Origin of the sequence: Legionella birminghamensis (genome assembly GCF_900452515.1) — a bacterium.
Classification (GTDB): domain Bacteria; phylum Pseudomonadota; class Gammaproteobacteria; order Legionellales; family Legionellaceae; genus Legionella_C; species Legionella_C birminghamensis.
Genome location: NZ_UGNW01000001.1, coordinates 3,408,164 through 3,424,879 on the forward strand (window position 1 = coordinate 3,408,164; position 16,716 = coordinate 3,424,879).

Consider the following 16,716-nt stretch of genomic DNA (forward strand, 5'->3'; position numbering starts at 1 on the left):
GGTTATTGCGTCTCCAATGCCTTCTCGATTAACCCAGCCTGTTTTATATTCTCGGAATAAAGCGCTTTAGAGCTTTCAAGATAATTTTTTAAAGCCGGATGCGAAGCAAGCGGTTGAAAATCATGCGCAATAAGTCTCAGCGCGCTTCTTGAATTAGTAATGACCAATTGGATATACATCCTGTCCACTTCTACCCCATCCATCTCAGAGAGCTTTTTTACTTGCGCTTTACCGACATTACGCAGCTTTAAAGCGGTTGCTGCGTCAATGGTTGAAATCCCCGTTGTTGTGCCCAAATGATAAATTGCTTTTAAGTTATGCCTGGCCTGCTGATCCAATTGCAGGGCAAATTTCTGGATCATCGTATTGGTGGATTTCTTATAGGCTGATTGAGCTAATAAGCTCTGATTCTCGTTGAGAACCAATAAGTTGGCCATTACGGCGCCATCCTGTTGTTGAAGCAGTGGTCCTAAAGCCGGGTTGTTCTGGCTTACAGCTGCTATTTGCAAAAGCCCCAGCAGAAGCAGGAAAAACAGAGCGATTTTTGATTTCATGTTCTAATCCCAGCGACTATTCACAAAGACTCAGCCTAATTGTAATTATAGCCGGCAGCATTGATCGCACTGCAATCGCTTCAGCGATGATCTCTTCAAGCCGGCGCATCATCTCTATTGTGCTTTTACGGGCGTTTTCACTGATTCCAGAACCTTTATATCATCAGCAAAGCATTTGGTTTCGCCGCTCCAGGGTAAAACAAATTGATCACAATGGTATTTAACCATTACGTGCCGGTTATTTTCCATGGCTGCAATCGCTTCATCCACCAGATCGGATTTGAATTGCCCCAGGGTAAAGTTAAATTCCCGGCCTGTCGCGCCACTGGCATTATCCAGCCCGCCCCGAATTAACTCCCCTTCCCATGTCCCCCAATAACGTCCTTCTTTGGCTACCTTAACAATAATGCCTGATTTCTGACCGGACTGAACCGTCCAGCATCCGGTCAGCATGGGGATAGTTGCCAGAAGTACTCCGAACAACATCTGTTTACTCATCCTCTTCTCCAAGATTTTGTAATGGTTATTTGCTAAGTATAGAAAATTTCTATGAATTTCTGATAGTGTATTTAATAAAAATACCTAACTGCGTTAGGACCGTTCGGCCTGAGGCCTGAGGAATCCCCTCATTTTTTCATTCAAAAAATACGTACCTTATCAGGTCAAAATGACTTTAAACAGTGTCGTTTATCTACACAAGCGCATGAGAATTAAAAGCTATCGAATCCCCGCGGCTTTGACCGCGGGGCCCACACGAAGCCAATTGAATGTTAAGCACACTTGTTTATCACTACCTGTTAAACCCTATTTTTTGACAACATTGAAACTTGTCTGAGGACCATGCTACTTCAACAGGCATGGGCCCCGCGGTCAAAGCCGCGGGGATTCGAGTGCATTTGTGTATACCTATAGGCCGGCACCGGGGGCTGAGTAATCCCCTCATTTTTTCATTCAAAAAATACGTACCTTATTAGGTCAAAATGACTATAAATAGTGTCGTTTCGGCGTAGGCGGAAATCCATCTTGCAAACAAAGTTAGGAATTATCTTGAGAAATAGATTTCCGCCTACGCGGAAATGATTCGATAATAGATCTGTTTGAGCCATTGTTAAGTCATACGCTGCCTATATAAAAATGAGGGGGTTCCTCAGACCCAAGGGATTCAGATAAAACGTTGTGAGTGACTCACAGGATTCAATATAAGAATCGGGTCTTACCAGAATGATCTGGTTTGAATAGATTTGACTATTTGTCCAATAAGCCAGTTGATTCGGCGCCGAATGAATTTGAATCATTTTTACATACTCAGGCAAATTAAGCGGTACTTCAGACTCTCCGAAGATTAGTAAGCTATATTTCGTATAATCCAGAAGGGAGTAGAGCCGTGTACGATGGCAACCTTTGAACACTTCAAAATCAAATAAACGTGAGCCGTTAATACCTGCTTCTCCATAACGGATCCCCATTCCAGTAATATTTCCTGCTCTTTTTTCGACAATTGTTACGTAATCCCGGGCATGGTTACCATTTACAGAATATTTGGTTGAACGAACCAGTTCACCTGAGGTCTCAATGACGCTTTCTGCAACCGGCTTGCGCTCATCCTCATAGCTTTGTAAAAGCGCGGCAGGGAAATTTAAATTAACCACCATGTTTAATTTCCACATGAGATTGAAGGCATCCCCAAGACCTGTATTGAGTCCCTGCCCGCCATTAACGGAATGAATGTGGCAGGCGTCGCCGGCAAGAAAGATGCGATCATGGATGAAAAAGCTTCCCGCCACTGATTCTTTGACAGAAAATTGAGAAAACCAGACGATCTCTTTAAAACTTAATGCATGCGGCTTTAGTGCCAGGTTAATCTTGTCAATCGCCTCTTCCAGGCTGAAATCCCTGGTATCCATTCTCACATAAAAGCGATCGAGATTTCCTTCTCTGGGAATCCAGGCAACATCCGAGGTTTCCGCCTGAAAGACAATTATTTCAGGCACCTTGGGAAAATCGCTGTCGATAATACCGTCAATAACTGCCCATACCAACTGAGGCCGTATAATTTCAAAAGGGATATTAAAATGCTCACGCACAAACGATCGCGAACCATCCGCGCCAATGAGATAAGCGGCCTGAATTCGCTGGCCATTGGAGAGTTTCGTAAGACAACCCTGCTCATTGATCTCAATGCTTTCAACAGTGGTTGTACGTTTTACTGCCGCTGCTGTATTGAGAAGCCTGGTATCCAGCAACTTTTCCAGATAGGCCTGTCCAAGCATAAGAAAATGCTTATGCAGACAGCCTTCAAGCTCATCCCACCAGCTTGACTGGCGCGAAATAAATTCGCCATCTGCCCATACCGAACTGGTATTGCATGGCTTTCCCAAAGGATACAGTTTGTCAAATAAACCGATTAACTCAAGAAGCTGCAAACTGCGGGCATTCAACGCATCCGCCCGTCCTACTTGCAAAGGCCCGTCTGATTTATCAACGATCGCTATTCTCATTCCGCAAAGCTGTCCCAAATAGGCGCACAGAAGTCCCACTGGTCCTGCGCCCACGATCAGGACGTCAACAGTTTGTACACTCATTGATGAAACTCCAGGCCGGGATTAGTAAAGGGGGGGTTACTTAAAACATGCACCCGCTGAAGATGCCGCGGGGATTGGGAAATAAATGCTTCCCGTCCATGCAGCAAGGAAAAATTATCCGCAATAACCACATCCCCTGTTTGCCATGCATGCGCATAAAAATGATCTGGCGCATAAAGGGCTTTCCTCATACTCCGATGAAATTCTACCAACTCTTTTGATTCAAGCCCGGAAAACTCAAGCTGCGGAGGGTTCACAAAACGGCCTCTCCCAGCCGAGGGAGGTTCATTATAACGAATCACAGAATAGTCTTTATAGGGGTGCTTGCTAATAATTGGCGATATTGTTTTACTGTTATAAAATTCCATTTTTCTTTGATATAAGCCGGTCACTTTCTCCCAAAGATTTTTCGTTTTAGACGGTGTATTTTTCAAGGCCAGGATGGTATTGGAAAAAGTGGTTCGCCCCCCTTGTCCCGCCAAGGGTGCTTTTACACAATGGAACATCTGATATTCAGGGACTTGCGGTCGATACATCCCGTCCCAATGCATAGGTACATAACTATGATCAAAGATATGATCTGCTGGATTGTCCTGCTCAATCAACTCGAGCACTTTCCCAAAGGGCCAGACACTAATCTCCCCCCAAGACTCACAATAGCCGGCAAAATCCGCAGCGCTTTTGAACGCTGAAAAACCTCTGAGCAAAACGAGTTGTTCCCCCTGAAATAACTCGCGCAGATGCGAGACATCCAGATCTTCCACACGGAAATTCTTATGTATCGGTTCAAGTAAAATCCCAAAGGGTTTAAGCCTCGTCATTTTACAATTCATGAACCCTCCTTGACGCGGTCAACAACTGATAATGGCTGGGATGGCCATCCAATGAATAAATTAGTTTTGCACCTAAAGCCTCAGCTTTTGAGCGCCTGAGCAATACATATCCATCTTTTGTTTCAAGAGCGACCCCATGCCATGGCGTCATCCAGCTTTCATTGCCGATCAGGCGAATCCCCAACTTAGCCGCCCCGCAGCTTTGAGGGTGAATCGACAACCGTACAGCATCAGGGAAATACTCTGCAATTAATTCACTCCATGCATTACTCCTTCGAATCACCTCATAGGCTTTGAGGCGCGATTCTTTCTGAATAGCCGTACGGCTTTTTGTTTGTCCGGCATATATTGAATCTTCAAACAAGAACCGTGTTATCCCGCGATACATACGATTGGCTTCTTGATCATCGGCGTTAACGACAGAATGGGCACCGCTTTGGATCTTTTTCTTCAGAAAATCCAGGGAATTGCCATAACGTTCCATTAGCTTGCCGCGCATTTCGCTAAAATTGAGCGCTTGATAGAAATGATCCAGATTGAAAGTAGATATATCACGAAGAGACATCTCATTAATGAGCCGTTCCAGCCCATGCTGATAAGCTGTTACATTGGTTTCCCTCATTCCTACCACATCACTAAATACTCTTCCATCGGAACAGAGGATTATTTTAATACCCGGCGAATAATAAGTTTTTATCCGCTGGCAAAGATTGCCAAGAAAAGCCAAAGAAAGCCGTTCGGCCTGATCAGGCAGGGGCCCCAGCACTTTTTCAGGGTTTGGCGATTTGCCAGGAAATGCCGGTAACACAAAACGAACCGGTTTATTGGCTTTGATAGCGGCAATAATGCGGGGTAAATAAATAGGCGAACACTTTTGGCAATCAATATCCAGACATGATTTGCCGGACTCAGGGACACGGCGAAATTTCATGATGTCTGCCAGAATTTTTCTGGCGATAAGGGTTGCAGATAACCTGGGTAACTCAAAATTTTTAATGGGAGGGTTTTGGGTTATGATGGAACTGCGGGCTGTATTTTTCATTTTAATCTCCTGATTACAAAAAAATACAGACTTTCAACACATAAATAAAATAACTGGTTCCAATCGTTGTGATAAGGATTATTTATGTCACTGATAATGGATGATATAAAGTATTTCATAACCGTTAGTGAAACACTCAACATAACACGTGCTTCCGAGATTATTGGTATTTCTCAGCCAGCATTAAGCTATGCCGTGAAAAGACTAGAGAATGAACTGGGTGGACAGCTGATTATCAGACTTAAAAATGGAATTCAGTTAACCAAGCTGGGGGAAGAGTTTATACAGCACTCCCGCCGTCTCTTGTATGAATGGGAGCAGGTTCAAAATTTGGCCAAGGCCGAGCTCGGCCTGGTGCAGGGCAGCTATACCATTGCAGCCCACCCCTCAGTAGCCCTTTATACCTTTGAACATTTTATGCCTAAATTGCTGGCTGATTTTCCAAAACTGAATTTTAATTTTATTCACGGTCTTTCAAGGGAAATGACCGAAAAAGTGATTAGCTGGGAAGCTGATTTTGGAATTGTAGTAAACCCGATCAAGCATCCTGATCTGGTCATTAGTCGGCTTAGTAGCGATGAAGTCACTATTTTCCATGTTGAGGGCGCAGCAAATAAACTAATCTATGATCAGAATCTTGCCCAATCTCAATACATCCTAAAAAAACTTGGCCAGAAAAACCGTTTTGACGGTGTGCTAAACTCGGCAAACCTTGAGATCGTAGCCAAGTTAACTTCCCTGGGACTCGGCTACGGATTCCTGCCAACCCGGGTAGCTTCACAATACAAGCAACTTCAAAAATTAAAAGATGCCCCTTTATTTAAAGATGAGATTTGCCTGATATACCGCCCGGAAAAACATAGAACCCTGGTGAGTAAAAAAATTATTCAGATTATTAAGCTATCACTGAGCCAGACCTCCTAGATCCAGTTCACCTGATAGGAATACTTTCCCCAGCTTAATTCGCCTCGGGTGTTCCGCGATATTGAAGTCACCCCGGCTGGAGTACCGGTGAAAATAATATCGCCTGCTTTTAAAGGAAAGAAATGGCTGATATAAACCAGCAAATCCTCAGGCTGCATCATCATATCGCTTCCTTTTGCAGCTTGACGAAGATTGCCGTCGAGTGACAATTGAAATTCCGTCTCCATATAGTCTGGAAATTGGCAGTAAGGAATCCAGGGGCCAAGAATCGCAGCATCCTTAAACACCTTCGCAGTAGTCCAGGGATGCCCTTGTTTCTTTAGCGCGGATTGGCGCGCCCTTAATGTCATATCAAGGCCGAGGCTAAGATCTGAGATAGCATTCACTGCATCCTCGCGGTTCATGCGATAAGCATCGCAAGCAAGGCGAAGCACAATCTCGCATTCAGGTTGCACGGCAGTGTCCTCCGCTGGAAAATCAGCAACGATTTGCTCACCCCAGGCACTAGCCTGTTTCAAGACGCTGGCCGGTTTTAAAAACAGCACAGGCTTTTCTGGCAGCGCTTCGCCAAGTTCTTTGGCATGCTCAAGATAATTTTTTCCCACGCAAACTATTTTATCAATAGACATCGAGTGTTCCTTTAAGCTTACCCCATCTGATAAGCATTATTATCAATCAGTATTTCAAGACTATCTAATTTTTCAGCGGAGTCCGTTTTATTGAAAAACAGGCCTCCATTAATGGCGACTGCAATCCCATACAGAAGGCCAAACCCTAAAATGGCAAGCCCGAAATTGCCCAACACCCGCTTCCAGCCTCTATGCTTGTCCAACTCCTCATGACCCTTTTGAATAGCCTTCTTCGATTCCCTTCTAAAGGTGATATAAGCTTCCTCGCTTGGATGGGAAAAATAGGTTTCTGAGAGATCAGTGAGACTTCGATGAAGCGCATCAGCCGCATCAGCCGCAGTTATATGCTTATCCTTTCGCAATTTTTGTGCTTTTTGTGAAATAATCTGCAACTGCTCAGTAAACGCTTCTCGCTTTTTTTCCAGGTTTACTGAAAACAATATGCCTTTCTTAATCTCAAGGACTTCTTTATCTACCACAGCCTTGAGTAATCGATCAGGGCTTGAAACCTTTGCAATCTCCCGGCTCTTTGCAAGCTGTTCAGTAATCGCTTTGCTGAGCGGAGACTCCTCATGGCCGATAGAAACCAGCGTGACGGGTGAATCTTTTTTCTTGATTTCGGAGAGAAGTTTCTTGATCAGCTCTTCTTTCTTTGGGCAGGATACATCATACATAATCACAAATTGGGCGTTAGAACTTTCATTTAGAGCGAGAAGGGCAAGAATGTTTTCTAAACCCTCAGCAGAACACGAACCAGAAGTTGGGGCGCTGGAATGACCAGAGTCGTTATAAGTCCAGTCCTCGTCTACTTGATAAAATTTAAACTTTTCATCCTCTGCATCAATTAAAATCCCAGTTACATTAATTTCTTTTTTAGGCACGGACTTCTCCAGCACAGCTAGTTTTGGCCAATAATAACGCAGGTCTGATAATTGGTAAACCAGAATCAATAGTAATGGAATTACTGTCTCAAGATATCTCAGGATAAAACCACTAATTTCGCTTCCATACTCCGAATTTTTTTATAGTCTGAGAAAATCAAATCACGCTCGCCGGACAAGGCCACAATTCCAATGCTGCTTAAGTAATCAACAGTATGAGGTACGCGATCCCCGTTCTTAAACCAAATGTATTTATCCAACAGAGTGGGTAATTCAGAAACCCCAGCAATCGCTTCAACATTGGATATTATTCCCTCAGCGGGTGACTTCAGAAAAACAGGGATTACCGATTTTTTGAACTGATACTCTTTGGTCAGAACATCGCCATTGACATAGGCTTCAACTAATTTATCAGCCTGACTGCTACCGGTCGCTTCGCGAGCGAATCGAACAGTCGGCCCGCCACATATTCTTGCGCCTGATTCAATAAGCCGTGGTCCATTTGCCGTTAGCATAATTTCAGTGTGTGCAGCACCCCAACGAACTCCTAAAGCGTCCAGGACCTGTTGAGTATAGGCAAATAACTCCTTATGCCTTTGATCGCAGTAAGGTAGAAATTCTACATAATCGAAAACTGTTTTACGTCCATGAAACGATGTTTTATTGTACTGTATCAAATGTGCCAAATAATGCTTTCCATTGGCGCTCACAGTACCGACCGCAAACTCTGTACCCATTGCCTGTTCTTGCACAACAACCGTTTCACTCTTTTTACCCGTCGTTTTAGAGGGCTCCTGCAACACTTTTTTAAAAGCCTCTTTCCAATCCTGGTTTACGTTAATATGAAACACCTTGTCGCTGCCAGCAGACAGGGGCGGCTTAACTATTAATGGGGAATGTTGCAGTCCATTTTCCCTGATCCATAATTCCACTTCTTTTTCTGACGCAGTGTTGATTGTCTTGAGGTGCGGCACCCCAGCTTCCTCCAGAGCAGTTTGCATGTAGGCCTTATGTATCCTATGCAGCGATCTTCTAGGATCATTTGAAAGATGGGGCGTTAATGCCTGGGTCAATTGTTCCGCTAGAGCTACACCTCGTTCGTCGCCTGGAATAATAGCAAGGGGATTATAGTCTCTAAGGATTCCTACAAGATTCGGCTGATCAGGAATAATGGAAATGAAATCGGAGGTTTGAACTTCCAGGCCAAAACCTATCTCCTCGAGCGATTTAAAGGTAACCGCAACAGAAGGTATGCCCCTGGATCTAAATGCCGGCGCTAAATCTATTCCCGATGATAATGGATCAACAATGACGACCGGTCTATTCATGTATTGTATTCCTTTATTCTGATGAACAATCGCCAGGATTTAGTAAAATTCCTGAAGAGTTATTGCGTCTTAATTAAACGAGTTGGGGTAATGTCATTCGCTTCTAAGTTACCCTCAAGTGCGGGTAAAATCAATTATACCCGCACTTGAGGGTAAACCGCTTATAGATAAGTTTTGGGCAGTGTTATTCGAACTATCAAGGGATTTTATTTCAAATAATTGTGTGAGATGCTCTGTACCGAATACAATTGAAGCAAACCGATTATGATGAGCACCATGCAAACATTTCAAAATAAGACAGTTGTAGTTACAGCAGGTAACCGTGGAGGCGGTCTGGCTATTTCCAAAAAATATGCGGCGAATGGTGCAAATGTTGTGATGATTGCTGAAAAATCTGATTTGATCACACCCCAAGTTGAGCTTTCGGATAGTACAAGGTTAATTGCGGTTGATTTTGACGATGAGCAGCAAATAATTGATGCTGTTAAGACCATTATTGCTGAATTTGGTTCCTTAGATGTTCTTATCAATAACTTCAGTATTTTTAATTTCAAGAAGATGCAGGATACCACTGCTGAAATGTTTCATAGTGTGATGAAAAATGTATTTGCTACATTCTTCTTTTCAAAGGCTTGTGTTCCTTATTTAAAAGAATCATCCAATCCACATATTATAAATATTTCACCCCCCATTAACATGGAGGCGGCCAAGGAAGCTTGTGAGCACCATTTATTATTTTCAATTTCTAAATATGGGATGAGTTTTTCCACTCTGGGAATGTCCGAAGAACTCAAGCCCTTGGGTATTGCAGTCAATTCTTTATGGCAAGAACGACCCATTGCCACAAACACATTGATGGAAAATTTTGCTAATACGGTTGTCCAGGGTAGTAACCGTCCTGAAGTTTACGCAGAAGCTGCTTACATAATGTCACTTAAAAAGGCCTCGGAATTTACCGGAAATTATTGTATTGATGAAGAAATCCTTCGCGAAGCAAACCTTGATCCCTCAATCTACGCCATAAATCCCAGCGCAACACCGATAAAGGATATTTTTCTTCCAGGTGTTGATTATACGTTACTGCAAGAGATATTGTAATTATAAGTTTGTGTAGACAAAGCCGATGAGTAGCTAAATTGTTATAATACCCATATAAACCAGAAAGTGAGGCCTAGGGACAAATGGAAAATTTATGCTATTTATATGATTTATTAGATAAATTTAATTATTGGCATTTTCTTAAAGAAACTGTTTGTAAGAACAACTTTCGAAAGGCTATGTTTCTTATAAGTTGGATTTTCATAATCTTATTGGGTTATTTATCTTTAACAGTTAATGAAGCGATTTTCCTATTATTAGGACTAGCAATGTTTTTCCAGATCTATACTGTTTTCCATACAATGGACAGAGATTATGCATCATTAATTCCACTTAAAAATCACAAATTATTAAACCACCATTATCGCAGCTTAAGGTTATATTCAATTAAAAAAATTTTACAGCAAGATAGAGTCTATGAAAAAAATTTTCTAAATAAATCCTTAGCAGAATGCGAAGCCTTTTTGCTTTTAGAAGCTAACAGTAGTGCATCTTATTATAAGAACCCAATAGCAGGGGTTATCCTGGTTATTGCTACTATTATACTTGGTAATGCCATTTGGGAATCAATAAATAAAATGCATATTTTATTTTTCTATTTTCTAACCCCAATGTATTTACTTATATGGGTTTTACCCACGTTTGAAAGTCGCTACCAGAAGGTACGTACAATTAAGTTTTTTTTATATATATTTAACAGTGAATTAGAATACAAAGAGATTGATTCAATCGGAAGAAGCATCCCTAATTGCAAGGAGCCAGCCCACAACTCTAATTGACTGATTTTATTATTCTGATCAGTAAAGAGTAATCCATGAATTTGGTGCGCCTGATTTATATTAAATAATATATTTTACAAACATAGCTGGATATGAGAGCTTTCTTTACATGAAATTTTAATAAAATTTTTTGCAATAAAGTCAGTGATTGCAATAATATAACCATGAATACATTAAAACGCGACAACCTATACTCCCATATGAAAGTCGGCCTCGTTTACCGGAGAGAGGACTTGTTGCCTTTTTCAAGCAATTTGGATAGGGACCTCAATGCCTTAGTAAAAGCAAACAAGCTCAAAAAGCCAGCAACCGGTTTATATTACAAACCAAAGCATTCCCGTTTTGGATTACTACCACCGACTGATGAGGCACTTGTTAAAGGTTTTCTAAATAAACCCTTTCTTATGTATTCATGGAATGATTACAATAAATTGGGCTTAGGCCTAACACAGCTTTATAACCAAGTAGTTGTTTATAACAGTGAACGCCATGGGGATAAAAGGCTTGGAAATCGAGTTTTCTCTTTTAAACGCCCAAATAATGGTTTCCCAACTAAGCTGACTAAAGAATTTTTATTGGTGGACTTATTAAATAATGCTAAGTATTTAACGGAAGATGTAAGCCAATTGCAATTAAAAATTGCTAAAAACCTCGATCAGTTTGATAAAGTCCAGTTGATAAAACTATCTGCCAAGTATGGCAAAGTTGCCACCAGAAAATATTTACATACCCTCCTCGGAAACTAATATGTTTTTACACGAATTACCTGATGCAAAAGATTTATTCATGGTTATTTCCGAAGAGAGAGGCATAAGCCCCAGTATTGTTGAGAAGGATTATTGGGTTATGCATGCCTTGTGGGGATTGCAATAACAGCACGAGTTTGAGTTAAAAGGAGGAACGTCATTATCTAAAGGTTTTAATCTCATCAATCGATTTTCTGAGGATATTGATGTTCAAGTACACCCCGAACCAGAACTCAACCTGAAGATTGGCAAGAACCATGACAGGACAAGTCACATAGAAGCAAGAAGCACATTTTTCGATGATGTATCTGACAATTTGGCAATACAAGACCTATCTTTTAGCCGTGATCACGAATTTGATGATAAAAAAATGAGAAGTGCCGGAATCAGGGGTCACTACCTCTCTCATTTTGAGCCTCTTAAAGCCTTAAAGGAAGGTATTTTATTTGAAATGGGATTTGATAGAACAACGCCATATGAAGAAAAAGATATTAGCTCCTGGGCTTATGACAAGGTAATAATGTCCGGCATTAAAGTCTTTGACAACAGGGCATTAAAAGTAAAATGTTATTGCCCGGAATATACTTTTGTAGAAAAGCTACAAACCATCTCCACAAAGTATCGTAGACATAAATCTGAGAAGATCAACTCACCGGTTAATTTTATTCGACACTATTATGATGTCTATATGTTACTACAAAATGAAAGGATACTTAACTTTATCAGTACGAAGGATTACAAATCATACAAGGCTGAAAAATTTGGTCGAGATGATGAATTAAATCTATGCAGAAATCCTGCTTTCTTATTATCAGAAGCTGGCGAGCTGGAAACCTTTTCCAAACTTTACGATCAAAAATCTGAAATATATTTTGGCAATCACCCTCAATTCAGTGAAATTCTTGAACTGATCAAACAGTACATCACTAAAATATAGGGAGCGAAGTACACGCCAGATCGCCGTGCAGAGGCACTTGACTCGAGTGAATATGAAAATATTCAGCATGATAATGATTCAGTTCAAACATGATATGAAGGAAAACTGTATAGTTTAAATAAAAACAAGATTATTAGCATATACTGTACACATATAGGAGAAATCATGGCCGAAATTATGTGGCATATAACTCGAAGCTGATGGGCTTAAAAGTAAACTATTGAGCGAGGGTGTAAATAGCAGTTCCCATTAAGGATATAAAGCAGAAAATAGCTCTAACATCTAAAGTTGGTGACTAGATTATTTTTCAAGATAAATGGAAATCGAAAAAGACCCAGTTTATTTGGCCATAAAAGCCTTATGGAGTGTGGCTCCCCGGACAGGACTCGAACCTGTGACCTAATGATTAACAGTTATAAAATTACGGCTTTTAAGGTCTTTTACCAGATTTTAAATTCTTCTAACATCCCTTTGTTTACGAGGGCTTTTGCCATTTTTTTGGTATAAGCTCTTTTATTATGTTTTAATTAATTCTTCGACACATGTTCGACACGTTTTAGAAAAGCATAAATTGGAAGTCAATATTAGAATCACAAAATCAGCCCTTGATAAATTACCCAAACCTGTTTCAACCACTCCCGGAAGAACGGCACAAAAGTGATATTATGATGATTCCATGAAGGGGTTTGGCGTTAGGATCACTTCTGGTGGAACAAAAGCCTTTTTTGTTGAAAAACTGATAAAGAATAAACTTTCTCGCATTACACTAGGTCGCTACCCAGATCTCACGGTTGAAATGGCGAGAAAAGAAGCGCAAAAATTACTCGGGCAAATTGCAACAGGTTTGGATCCAGTTGCCGAAAAGCGCGCTGAAAAAATGCGGGAACTATCATTAAATGATGTATTTATTGATTACGTAAAAGTGCGTAAATCACTAAAACACAATACGCTCTATAACTATAAAAAAGTCTTAGGAACTGCTTTTGCCAATTGGGATAATAAGCCGTTCCTTGCCATTACAAAAGACAAGGTCGCAAAACACCATCAAAAGTTAGGCCAAGAACGTGGAGAAGCCTATGCCAATTTAGCCATGCGCCTACTGCGAGCACTTTTTAATTTTGCTGCCGGTCAATATGAAGATAGCAAAGGCCGATCGTTAATTACCGAAAATCCTGTGAAACGTTTATCCCAGACTCGAGCCTGGTATCGAGTTGAGAGACGCCAAAGTGTTATTAAGGCACATGAACTAGCACCTTGGTATGTTGGTATACAACAACTTGATAATGAGATTGTCAGGGATTACCTATTATTAATTTTATTTACTGGCTTACGTCGTCAGGAAGCAGCCACTTTACGCTGGGCTCAAGTCGATTTAAAACTAAAACACTGACGGTTCTCGATACTAAAAACCATGAACCACATACCCTCCCGCTTTCCAACTACTTGTTCGATCTGCTCTTGGCACGCAGTCATAACAAAATCAATGATTACGTTTTCCCGGGCAATGGTGCTGGAGGTTATATCATCGAACCTCGAAAGCAAATGGCACATGTTATTAAATCATCTGGTATTCATTTTACTGTACACGATCTAAGACGCACCTTTATTACCATTGCTGAAGGAATTGATATTTCAGCTTATGCCTTAAAACGCTTAATGAACCATAAAATGAATGGGGATATTACAGCAGGATCGTGACTGATGTGGAGCGTTTAAGAAAACCCATGCAACAAATTACAGATTATTTCTTAAAATGTATGGGCATTCAACCATCCGCCACAATATTAGCAATCCAGCCATCACAGAACGAGATATAACAGATTTGTGTTAAAACTTATTTAATATATCGATTTTCATTATATTGTAAAAGTTTTAACACAGGTAAATAAAATCATGGTGTTCATTTTTTTATGTTGTTCATATTTATTGAACACAATAAATATGAACATGTGAAAAAAATTGCAGGGACATCAGGGACAAGTGGGGCACCCACGCCATTACTGGTTTGGAGCAGTCCCTCTCCCATTTTTCATTGGTGGGATGCATGGGCCATTGTATGTCCAATGATAAAAGTATTGATAAATTGAGAGATAAAGAGCTTAAAACTTGTTATTCTCTAGCGCGATCGTCACATTAAATCAATTTATTTGTCACAAATAATGGTATATAATTGTGACATGAGTGGAGGGGATATGCCAAATTTTCTTGCGGAAAAGATAAAAAAGCGCATTCATGACAAAGGTGACGGGTGGTGTTTTACCCCTGCTGATTTTTCTGATATTGCCAATAATGATGTCGTGAGACAAACATTATCACGCTTAAATAAAGTTGGTTTTATTGACCGACTAGCACATGGTGTTTATTACTTACCTAAGTATCATGATTCTCTAGGTAAGCTACCACCGAAAATGGAGGCTATTATCGACGCCATACAAAATGCTTATCATATAAAATGCCAACCTACAGGCGCTTATGCAGCTAATCTGCTAGGCTTGAGTGAACAGGTACCTACCAATATAGTGCTCTTAACTAATGGGCCTTCAAAAAAAATTCAAATTGGAAATAAGAAACTTATTTTCAAAAGAACAACCCCCAAAAATATGGAAACAGCTGGAACAATTACGGGTTTAGTTATTCAGGCAATGAAATATATTGGAAAAGAGCATATTGATACAAAGTATCTAAATCAGATTAGAAGTCGTTTATCTGAAGAGCAACTAAAACGCATAAACCGAGAAATACATTTGGCTCCAGCATGGATTGCCAAACTGATAAAGTCTGAAGTGATTGGAGAATAAATTGAATAATTTTGCAAATTTACCTGAAAGTGAGAAGCAAGCATATTATGAATTTACCGCTGATAAAAAGGGGTTGCCAGAATATATTATTGAAAAAGACTTTTGGGTTTGTTGGAGTTTAAAACAATTATTTTTATTATCCGATATTGGCGAAAATCTCATATTTAAAGGCGGAACCTCTCTCTCAAAAGCGTATCAATTAATTGAACGTTTTTCAGAAGATATTGATATTTCAATTGATAAAAAATATTTAGGGTTTATCGAAGAACGAGATCCTGAACAAGTGTCTTCCAAAAAGAAACAACAAGCACTCATTAAGGAACTAGCTGTTGAATGCTCTGAGTTCGTGCAAAACAAATTAAAAAATGAGATTGTTTCTCAATTTTCTAAGGAACTTAAATCCGTAGATGTTAATTGGTATATTGAAATTGATCCTTCAGATGTTGATAGGCAAACACTATTATTTTATTACCCAACATTATCTAAGCCCACAACTGACTCATATATTCGCCCGGCTGTAAAGATAGAATTAGGTGCAAGAGGTGCGGGCAACCCATTTAATATATGCAATATTTCACCTTTCATTAAGGAAGATATTACAGATGCAAATTTAACTTCAAGCATAGAAATTAAAACATTATCAGCCGAAAGGACATTTTGGGAAAAAGCTACCATATTACATATGTATGCAAATTGGCCTGAAAATAAACCATTGCCATTAAGACAGTCCAGGCATTTTTTTGATTTTTATAAACTTATTAAATCTAATATAAAACAAATAGCGGCGCGAGATTTAAGTTTGCTTGAAAATGTTGTTGAACATAAAAAAATTTACTTTCGGGCTGGATGGGCAAATTATGATGATGCTAGAAAAGGCTCTCTAAATCTTATTCCTTCAAGTGAAATGTTAAAAGCTTTTGAAAATGACTATAGACTGATGAAAGAAATGTTTTATGGTGAGCCCGTAAGTTGGGATGAAATTATTTCTCAAATAAAGAACTTTGAAACTGAATTCAACATCTTATAAAAAACATCATTAGGCAAAGATCAAACGATATCATTCAATAACAGTTCTTTGAATTCGAACTTTTTCCCTTGACAATCTTTGAAGGAATACGCAATATTTTTTCCAAGCTTGAATTATAAGCTTTCATAGCCAACAAAGGCTAATGAATATCAATGGCTTGTCCAAGTATAGACGGATAGGCATTTGAGTTCATACACAGGGACGTGCAGGTCGGCATTATGCCGAATGAATAATCAATTGCGGAGATCCCTATGTCTGCTCAAAAATTATCCCGTTTACATCTATTAAACGAATTTGAATCTGCGCCACATTCTGCGCTTTTTAATCAACAAACAATCGCTGCGGTATTAAGCTGTTCCACCCAATTACTTGAACGTAACCGTTGGTCGGGTGGTGGTGTTCCTTATTTGAAAATCGGTCGTAAGGTATTGTACCGAAAAAGTAATGTGTTGAATTTTCTCCAACAACAAAAAATTTATTACTCAACTAGTGACGAGGGTCAGTTACAGCTCGTTGAGAACGCATAAATTTAAAATTCGTCAGAATGAATTTGCTTCA

Annotated in this window: 16 protein-coding genes and 2 pseudogenes; 10 read left to right on the plus strand and 8 right to left on the minus strand. The window is 40.0% G+C overall.

All coding sequences use genetic code 11. The features are described from left to right. Positions 1 to 2: 2 nt before the first annotated feature. From DYH42_RS14535 to DYH42_RS14555, 5 genes are all read right to left on the minus strand, one after another. Positions 3 to 554, minus strand: coding sequence for a DUF4142 domain-containing protein (locus DYH42_RS14535; protein ID WP_058522617.1), 552 nt, complete (start codon positions 552 to 554; stop codon positions 3 to 5). A 114-nt stretch (positions 555 to 668) separates the two neighbouring features. Next, entirely contained in the window at positions 669 to 1,052 is a 384-nt protein-coding gene (locus DYH42_RS14540; protein ID WP_058522618.1) for a hypothetical protein, read from the minus strand. Between the two features lie 626 nt (positions 1,053 to 1,678). Next, the gene (locus tag DYH42_RS14545; protein ID WP_058522619.1) at positions 1,679 to 3,136 is read right to left on the minus strand and encodes an FAD-binding protein; all 1,458 of its coding nucleotides are present in this window, start codon (positions 3,134 to 3,136) and stop codon (positions 1,679 to 1,681) included. Further along, entirely contained in the window at positions 3,133 to 3,969 is an 837-nt protein-coding gene (locus DYH42_RS14550) for a TauD/TfdA dioxygenase family protein (RefSeq protein WP_058522620.1), read from the minus strand. Before DYH42_RS14550 ends, DYH42_RS14545 begins: the two co-directional genes overlap by 4 nt. After that, positions 3,959 to 5,011 (minus strand): L-tyrosine/L-tryptophan isonitrile synthase family protein, encoded by a 1,053-nt coding sequence (locus DYH42_RS14555; protein WP_058522621.1) that lies wholly within the window; start codon positions 5,009 to 5,011, stop codon positions 3,959 to 3,961. The genes DYH42_RS14550 and DYH42_RS14555 overlap by 11 nt, the downstream gene beginning before the upstream one ends. 84 nt (positions 5,012 to 5,095) lie before the next feature. Between DYH42_RS14555 and DYH42_RS14560 the strand changes: the two genes are divergently transcribed. Next, positions 5,096 to 5,935 (plus strand): LysR family transcriptional regulator, encoded by an 840-nt coding sequence (locus DYH42_RS14560; RefSeq protein ID WP_058522622.1) that lies wholly within the window; start codon positions 5,096 to 5,098, stop codon positions 5,933 to 5,935. Here the strand turns inward: DYH42_RS14560 and DYH42_RS14565 are convergent. The 3 genes from DYH42_RS14565 to DYH42_RS14575 form a co-directional block, all read right to left on the minus strand. Continuing rightward, on the minus strand, positions 5,932 to 6,564 hold the full coding sequence (locus tag DYH42_RS14565; RefSeq protein ID WP_058522623.1) for a fumarylacetoacetate hydrolase family protein: 633 nt from the start codon (positions 6,562 to 6,564) through the stop codon (positions 5,932 to 5,934). The two genes, DYH42_RS14560 and DYH42_RS14565, sit on opposite strands and share 4 nt — an antisense overlap. Before the next feature lie 17 nt (positions 6,565 to 6,581). After that, positions 6,582 to 7,445: a hypothetical protein gene (locus DYH42_RS14570; protein ID WP_058522624.1), complete on the minus strand. Its 864-nt coding sequence runs from the start codon at positions 7,443 to 7,445 to the stop codon at positions 6,582 to 6,584. Positions 7,446 to 7,543: 98 nt separating this feature from the next. Continuing rightward, positions 7,544 to 8,773, minus strand: a complete 1,230-nt coding sequence (locus DYH42_RS14575) for an ATP-grasp domain-containing protein (RefSeq protein WP_058522625.1) — start codon at positions 8,771 to 8,773, stop codon at positions 7,544 to 7,546. Between the two features lie 264 nt (positions 8,774 to 9,037). On the opposite strand from DYH42_RS14575, the gene DYH42_RS14580 reads away from it, so the two are divergent. The 9 genes and pseudogenes from DYH42_RS14580 (at position 9,038) to DYH42_RS14615 (ending at position 16,685) form a co-directional block, all read left to right on the plus strand. After that, positions 9,038 to 9,871, plus strand: a complete 834-nt coding sequence (locus DYH42_RS14580) for an SDR family NAD(P)-dependent oxidoreductase (RefSeq protein WP_058522626.1) — start codon at positions 9,038 to 9,040, stop codon at positions 9,869 to 9,871. 83 nt (positions 9,872 to 9,954) lie between these two features. After that, positions 9,955 to 10,650, plus strand: coding sequence for a hypothetical protein (locus DYH42_RS14585; protein WP_058522627.1), 696 nt, complete (start codon positions 9,955 to 9,957; stop codon positions 10,648 to 10,650). A gap of 164 nt (positions 10,651 to 10,814) precedes the next feature. Beyond that, on the plus strand, positions 10,815 to 11,396 hold the full coding sequence (locus DYH42_RS14590) for a hypothetical protein (protein WP_058522628.1): 582 nt from the start codon (positions 10,815 to 10,817) through the stop codon (positions 11,394 to 11,396). A 1-nt stretch (position 11,397) separates the two neighbouring features. Next, positions 11,398 to 11,523, plus strand: coding sequence for a hypothetical protein (locus DYH42_RS16865; RefSeq protein WP_272946861.1), 126 nt, complete (start codon positions 11,398 to 11,400; stop codon positions 11,521 to 11,523). Positions 11,524 to 11,538: 15 nt separating this feature from the next. After that, positions 11,539 to 12,333: pseudogene (locus tag DYH42_RS14595) on the plus strand (nucleotidyl transferase AbiEii/AbiGii toxin family protein); the annotation flags it as partial. A 583-nt stretch (positions 12,334 to 12,916) separates the two neighbouring features. Next, positions 12,917 to 14,150, plus strand: a pseudogene (locus DYH42_RS14600) (tyrosine-type recombinase/integrase). Between the two features lie 375 nt (positions 14,151 to 14,525). After that, a complete protein-coding gene (locus tag DYH42_RS14605) occupies positions 14,526 to 15,131 on the plus strand; it encodes a DUF6088 family protein (protein WP_058522630.1) in 606 nt (201 codons plus the stop codon). 1 nt (position 15,132) lies between these two features. Further along, positions 15,133 to 16,158: a nucleotidyl transferase AbiEii/AbiGii toxin family protein gene (locus tag DYH42_RS14610; protein WP_058522631.1), complete on the plus strand. Its 1,026-nt coding sequence runs from the start codon at positions 15,133 to 15,135 to the stop codon at positions 16,156 to 16,158. 251 nt (positions 16,159 to 16,409) lie between these two features. Further along, complete coding sequence (locus DYH42_RS14615; RefSeq protein ID WP_058522632.1) at positions 16,410 to 16,685, plus strand: hypothetical protein; 276 nt, start codon at positions 16,410 to 16,412, stop codon at positions 16,683 to 16,685. Positions 16,686 to 16,716: the final 31 nt, after the last annotated feature.

Bases quoted from the DNA above. Each gene is read 5' to 3' on its own strand.
- DYH42_RS14560 (WP_058522622.1), top strand. From the start codon at position 5,096: ATGTCACTGATAATGGATGATATAAAGTATTTCATAACCGTTAGTGAA.
- DYH42_RS14545 (WP_058522619.1), bottom strand. From the start codon at position 3,136: ATGAGTGTACAAACTGTTGACGTCCTGATCGTGGGCGCAGGACCAGTG.
- DYH42_RS14555 (WP_058522621.1), bottom strand. From the start codon at position 5,011: ATGAAAAATACAGCCCGCAGTTCCATCATAACCCAAAACCCTCCCATT.
- DYH42_RS14585 (WP_058522627.1), top strand. From the start codon at position 9,955: ATGGAAAATTTATGCTATTTATATGATTTATTAGATAAATTTAATTAT.
- DYH42_RS16865 (WP_272946861.1), top strand. From the start codon at position 11,398: ATGTTTTTACACGAATTACCTGATGCAAAAGATTTATTCATGGTTATT.
- DYH42_RS14590 (WP_058522628.1), top strand. From the start codon at position 10,815: ATGAATACATTAAAACGCGACAACCTATACTCCCATATGAAAGTCGGC.
- DYH42_RS14565 (WP_058522623.1), bottom strand. From the start codon at position 6,564: ATGTCTATTGATAAAATAGTTTGCGTGGGAAAAAATTATCTTGAGCAT.
- DYH42_RS14550 (WP_058522620.1), bottom strand. From the start codon at position 3,969: ATGAATTGTAAAATGACGAGGCTTAAACCCTTTGGGATTTTACTTGAA.
- DYH42_RS14605 (WP_058522630.1), top strand. From the start codon at position 14,526: ATGCCAAATTTTCTTGCGGAAAAGATAAAAAAGCGCATTCATGACAAA.
- DYH42_RS14540 (WP_058522618.1), bottom strand. From the start codon at position 1,052: ATGAGTAAACAGATGTTGTTCGGAGTACTTCTGGCAACTATCCCCATG.
- DYH42_RS14580 (WP_058522626.1), top strand. From the start codon at position 9,038: ATGATGAGCACCATGCAAACATTTCAAAATAAGACAGTTGTAGTTACA.
- DYH42_RS14535 (WP_058522617.1), bottom strand. From the start codon at position 554: ATGAAATCAAAAATCGCTCTGTTTTTCCTGCTTCTGCTGGGGCTTTTG.
- DYH42_RS14575 (WP_058522625.1), bottom strand. From the start codon at position 8,773: ATGAATAGACCGGTCGTCATTGTTGATCCATTATCATCGGGAATAGAT.
- DYH42_RS14615 (WP_058522632.1), top strand. From the start codon at position 16,410: ATGTCTGCTCAAAAATTATCCCGTTTACATCTATTAAACGAATTTGAA.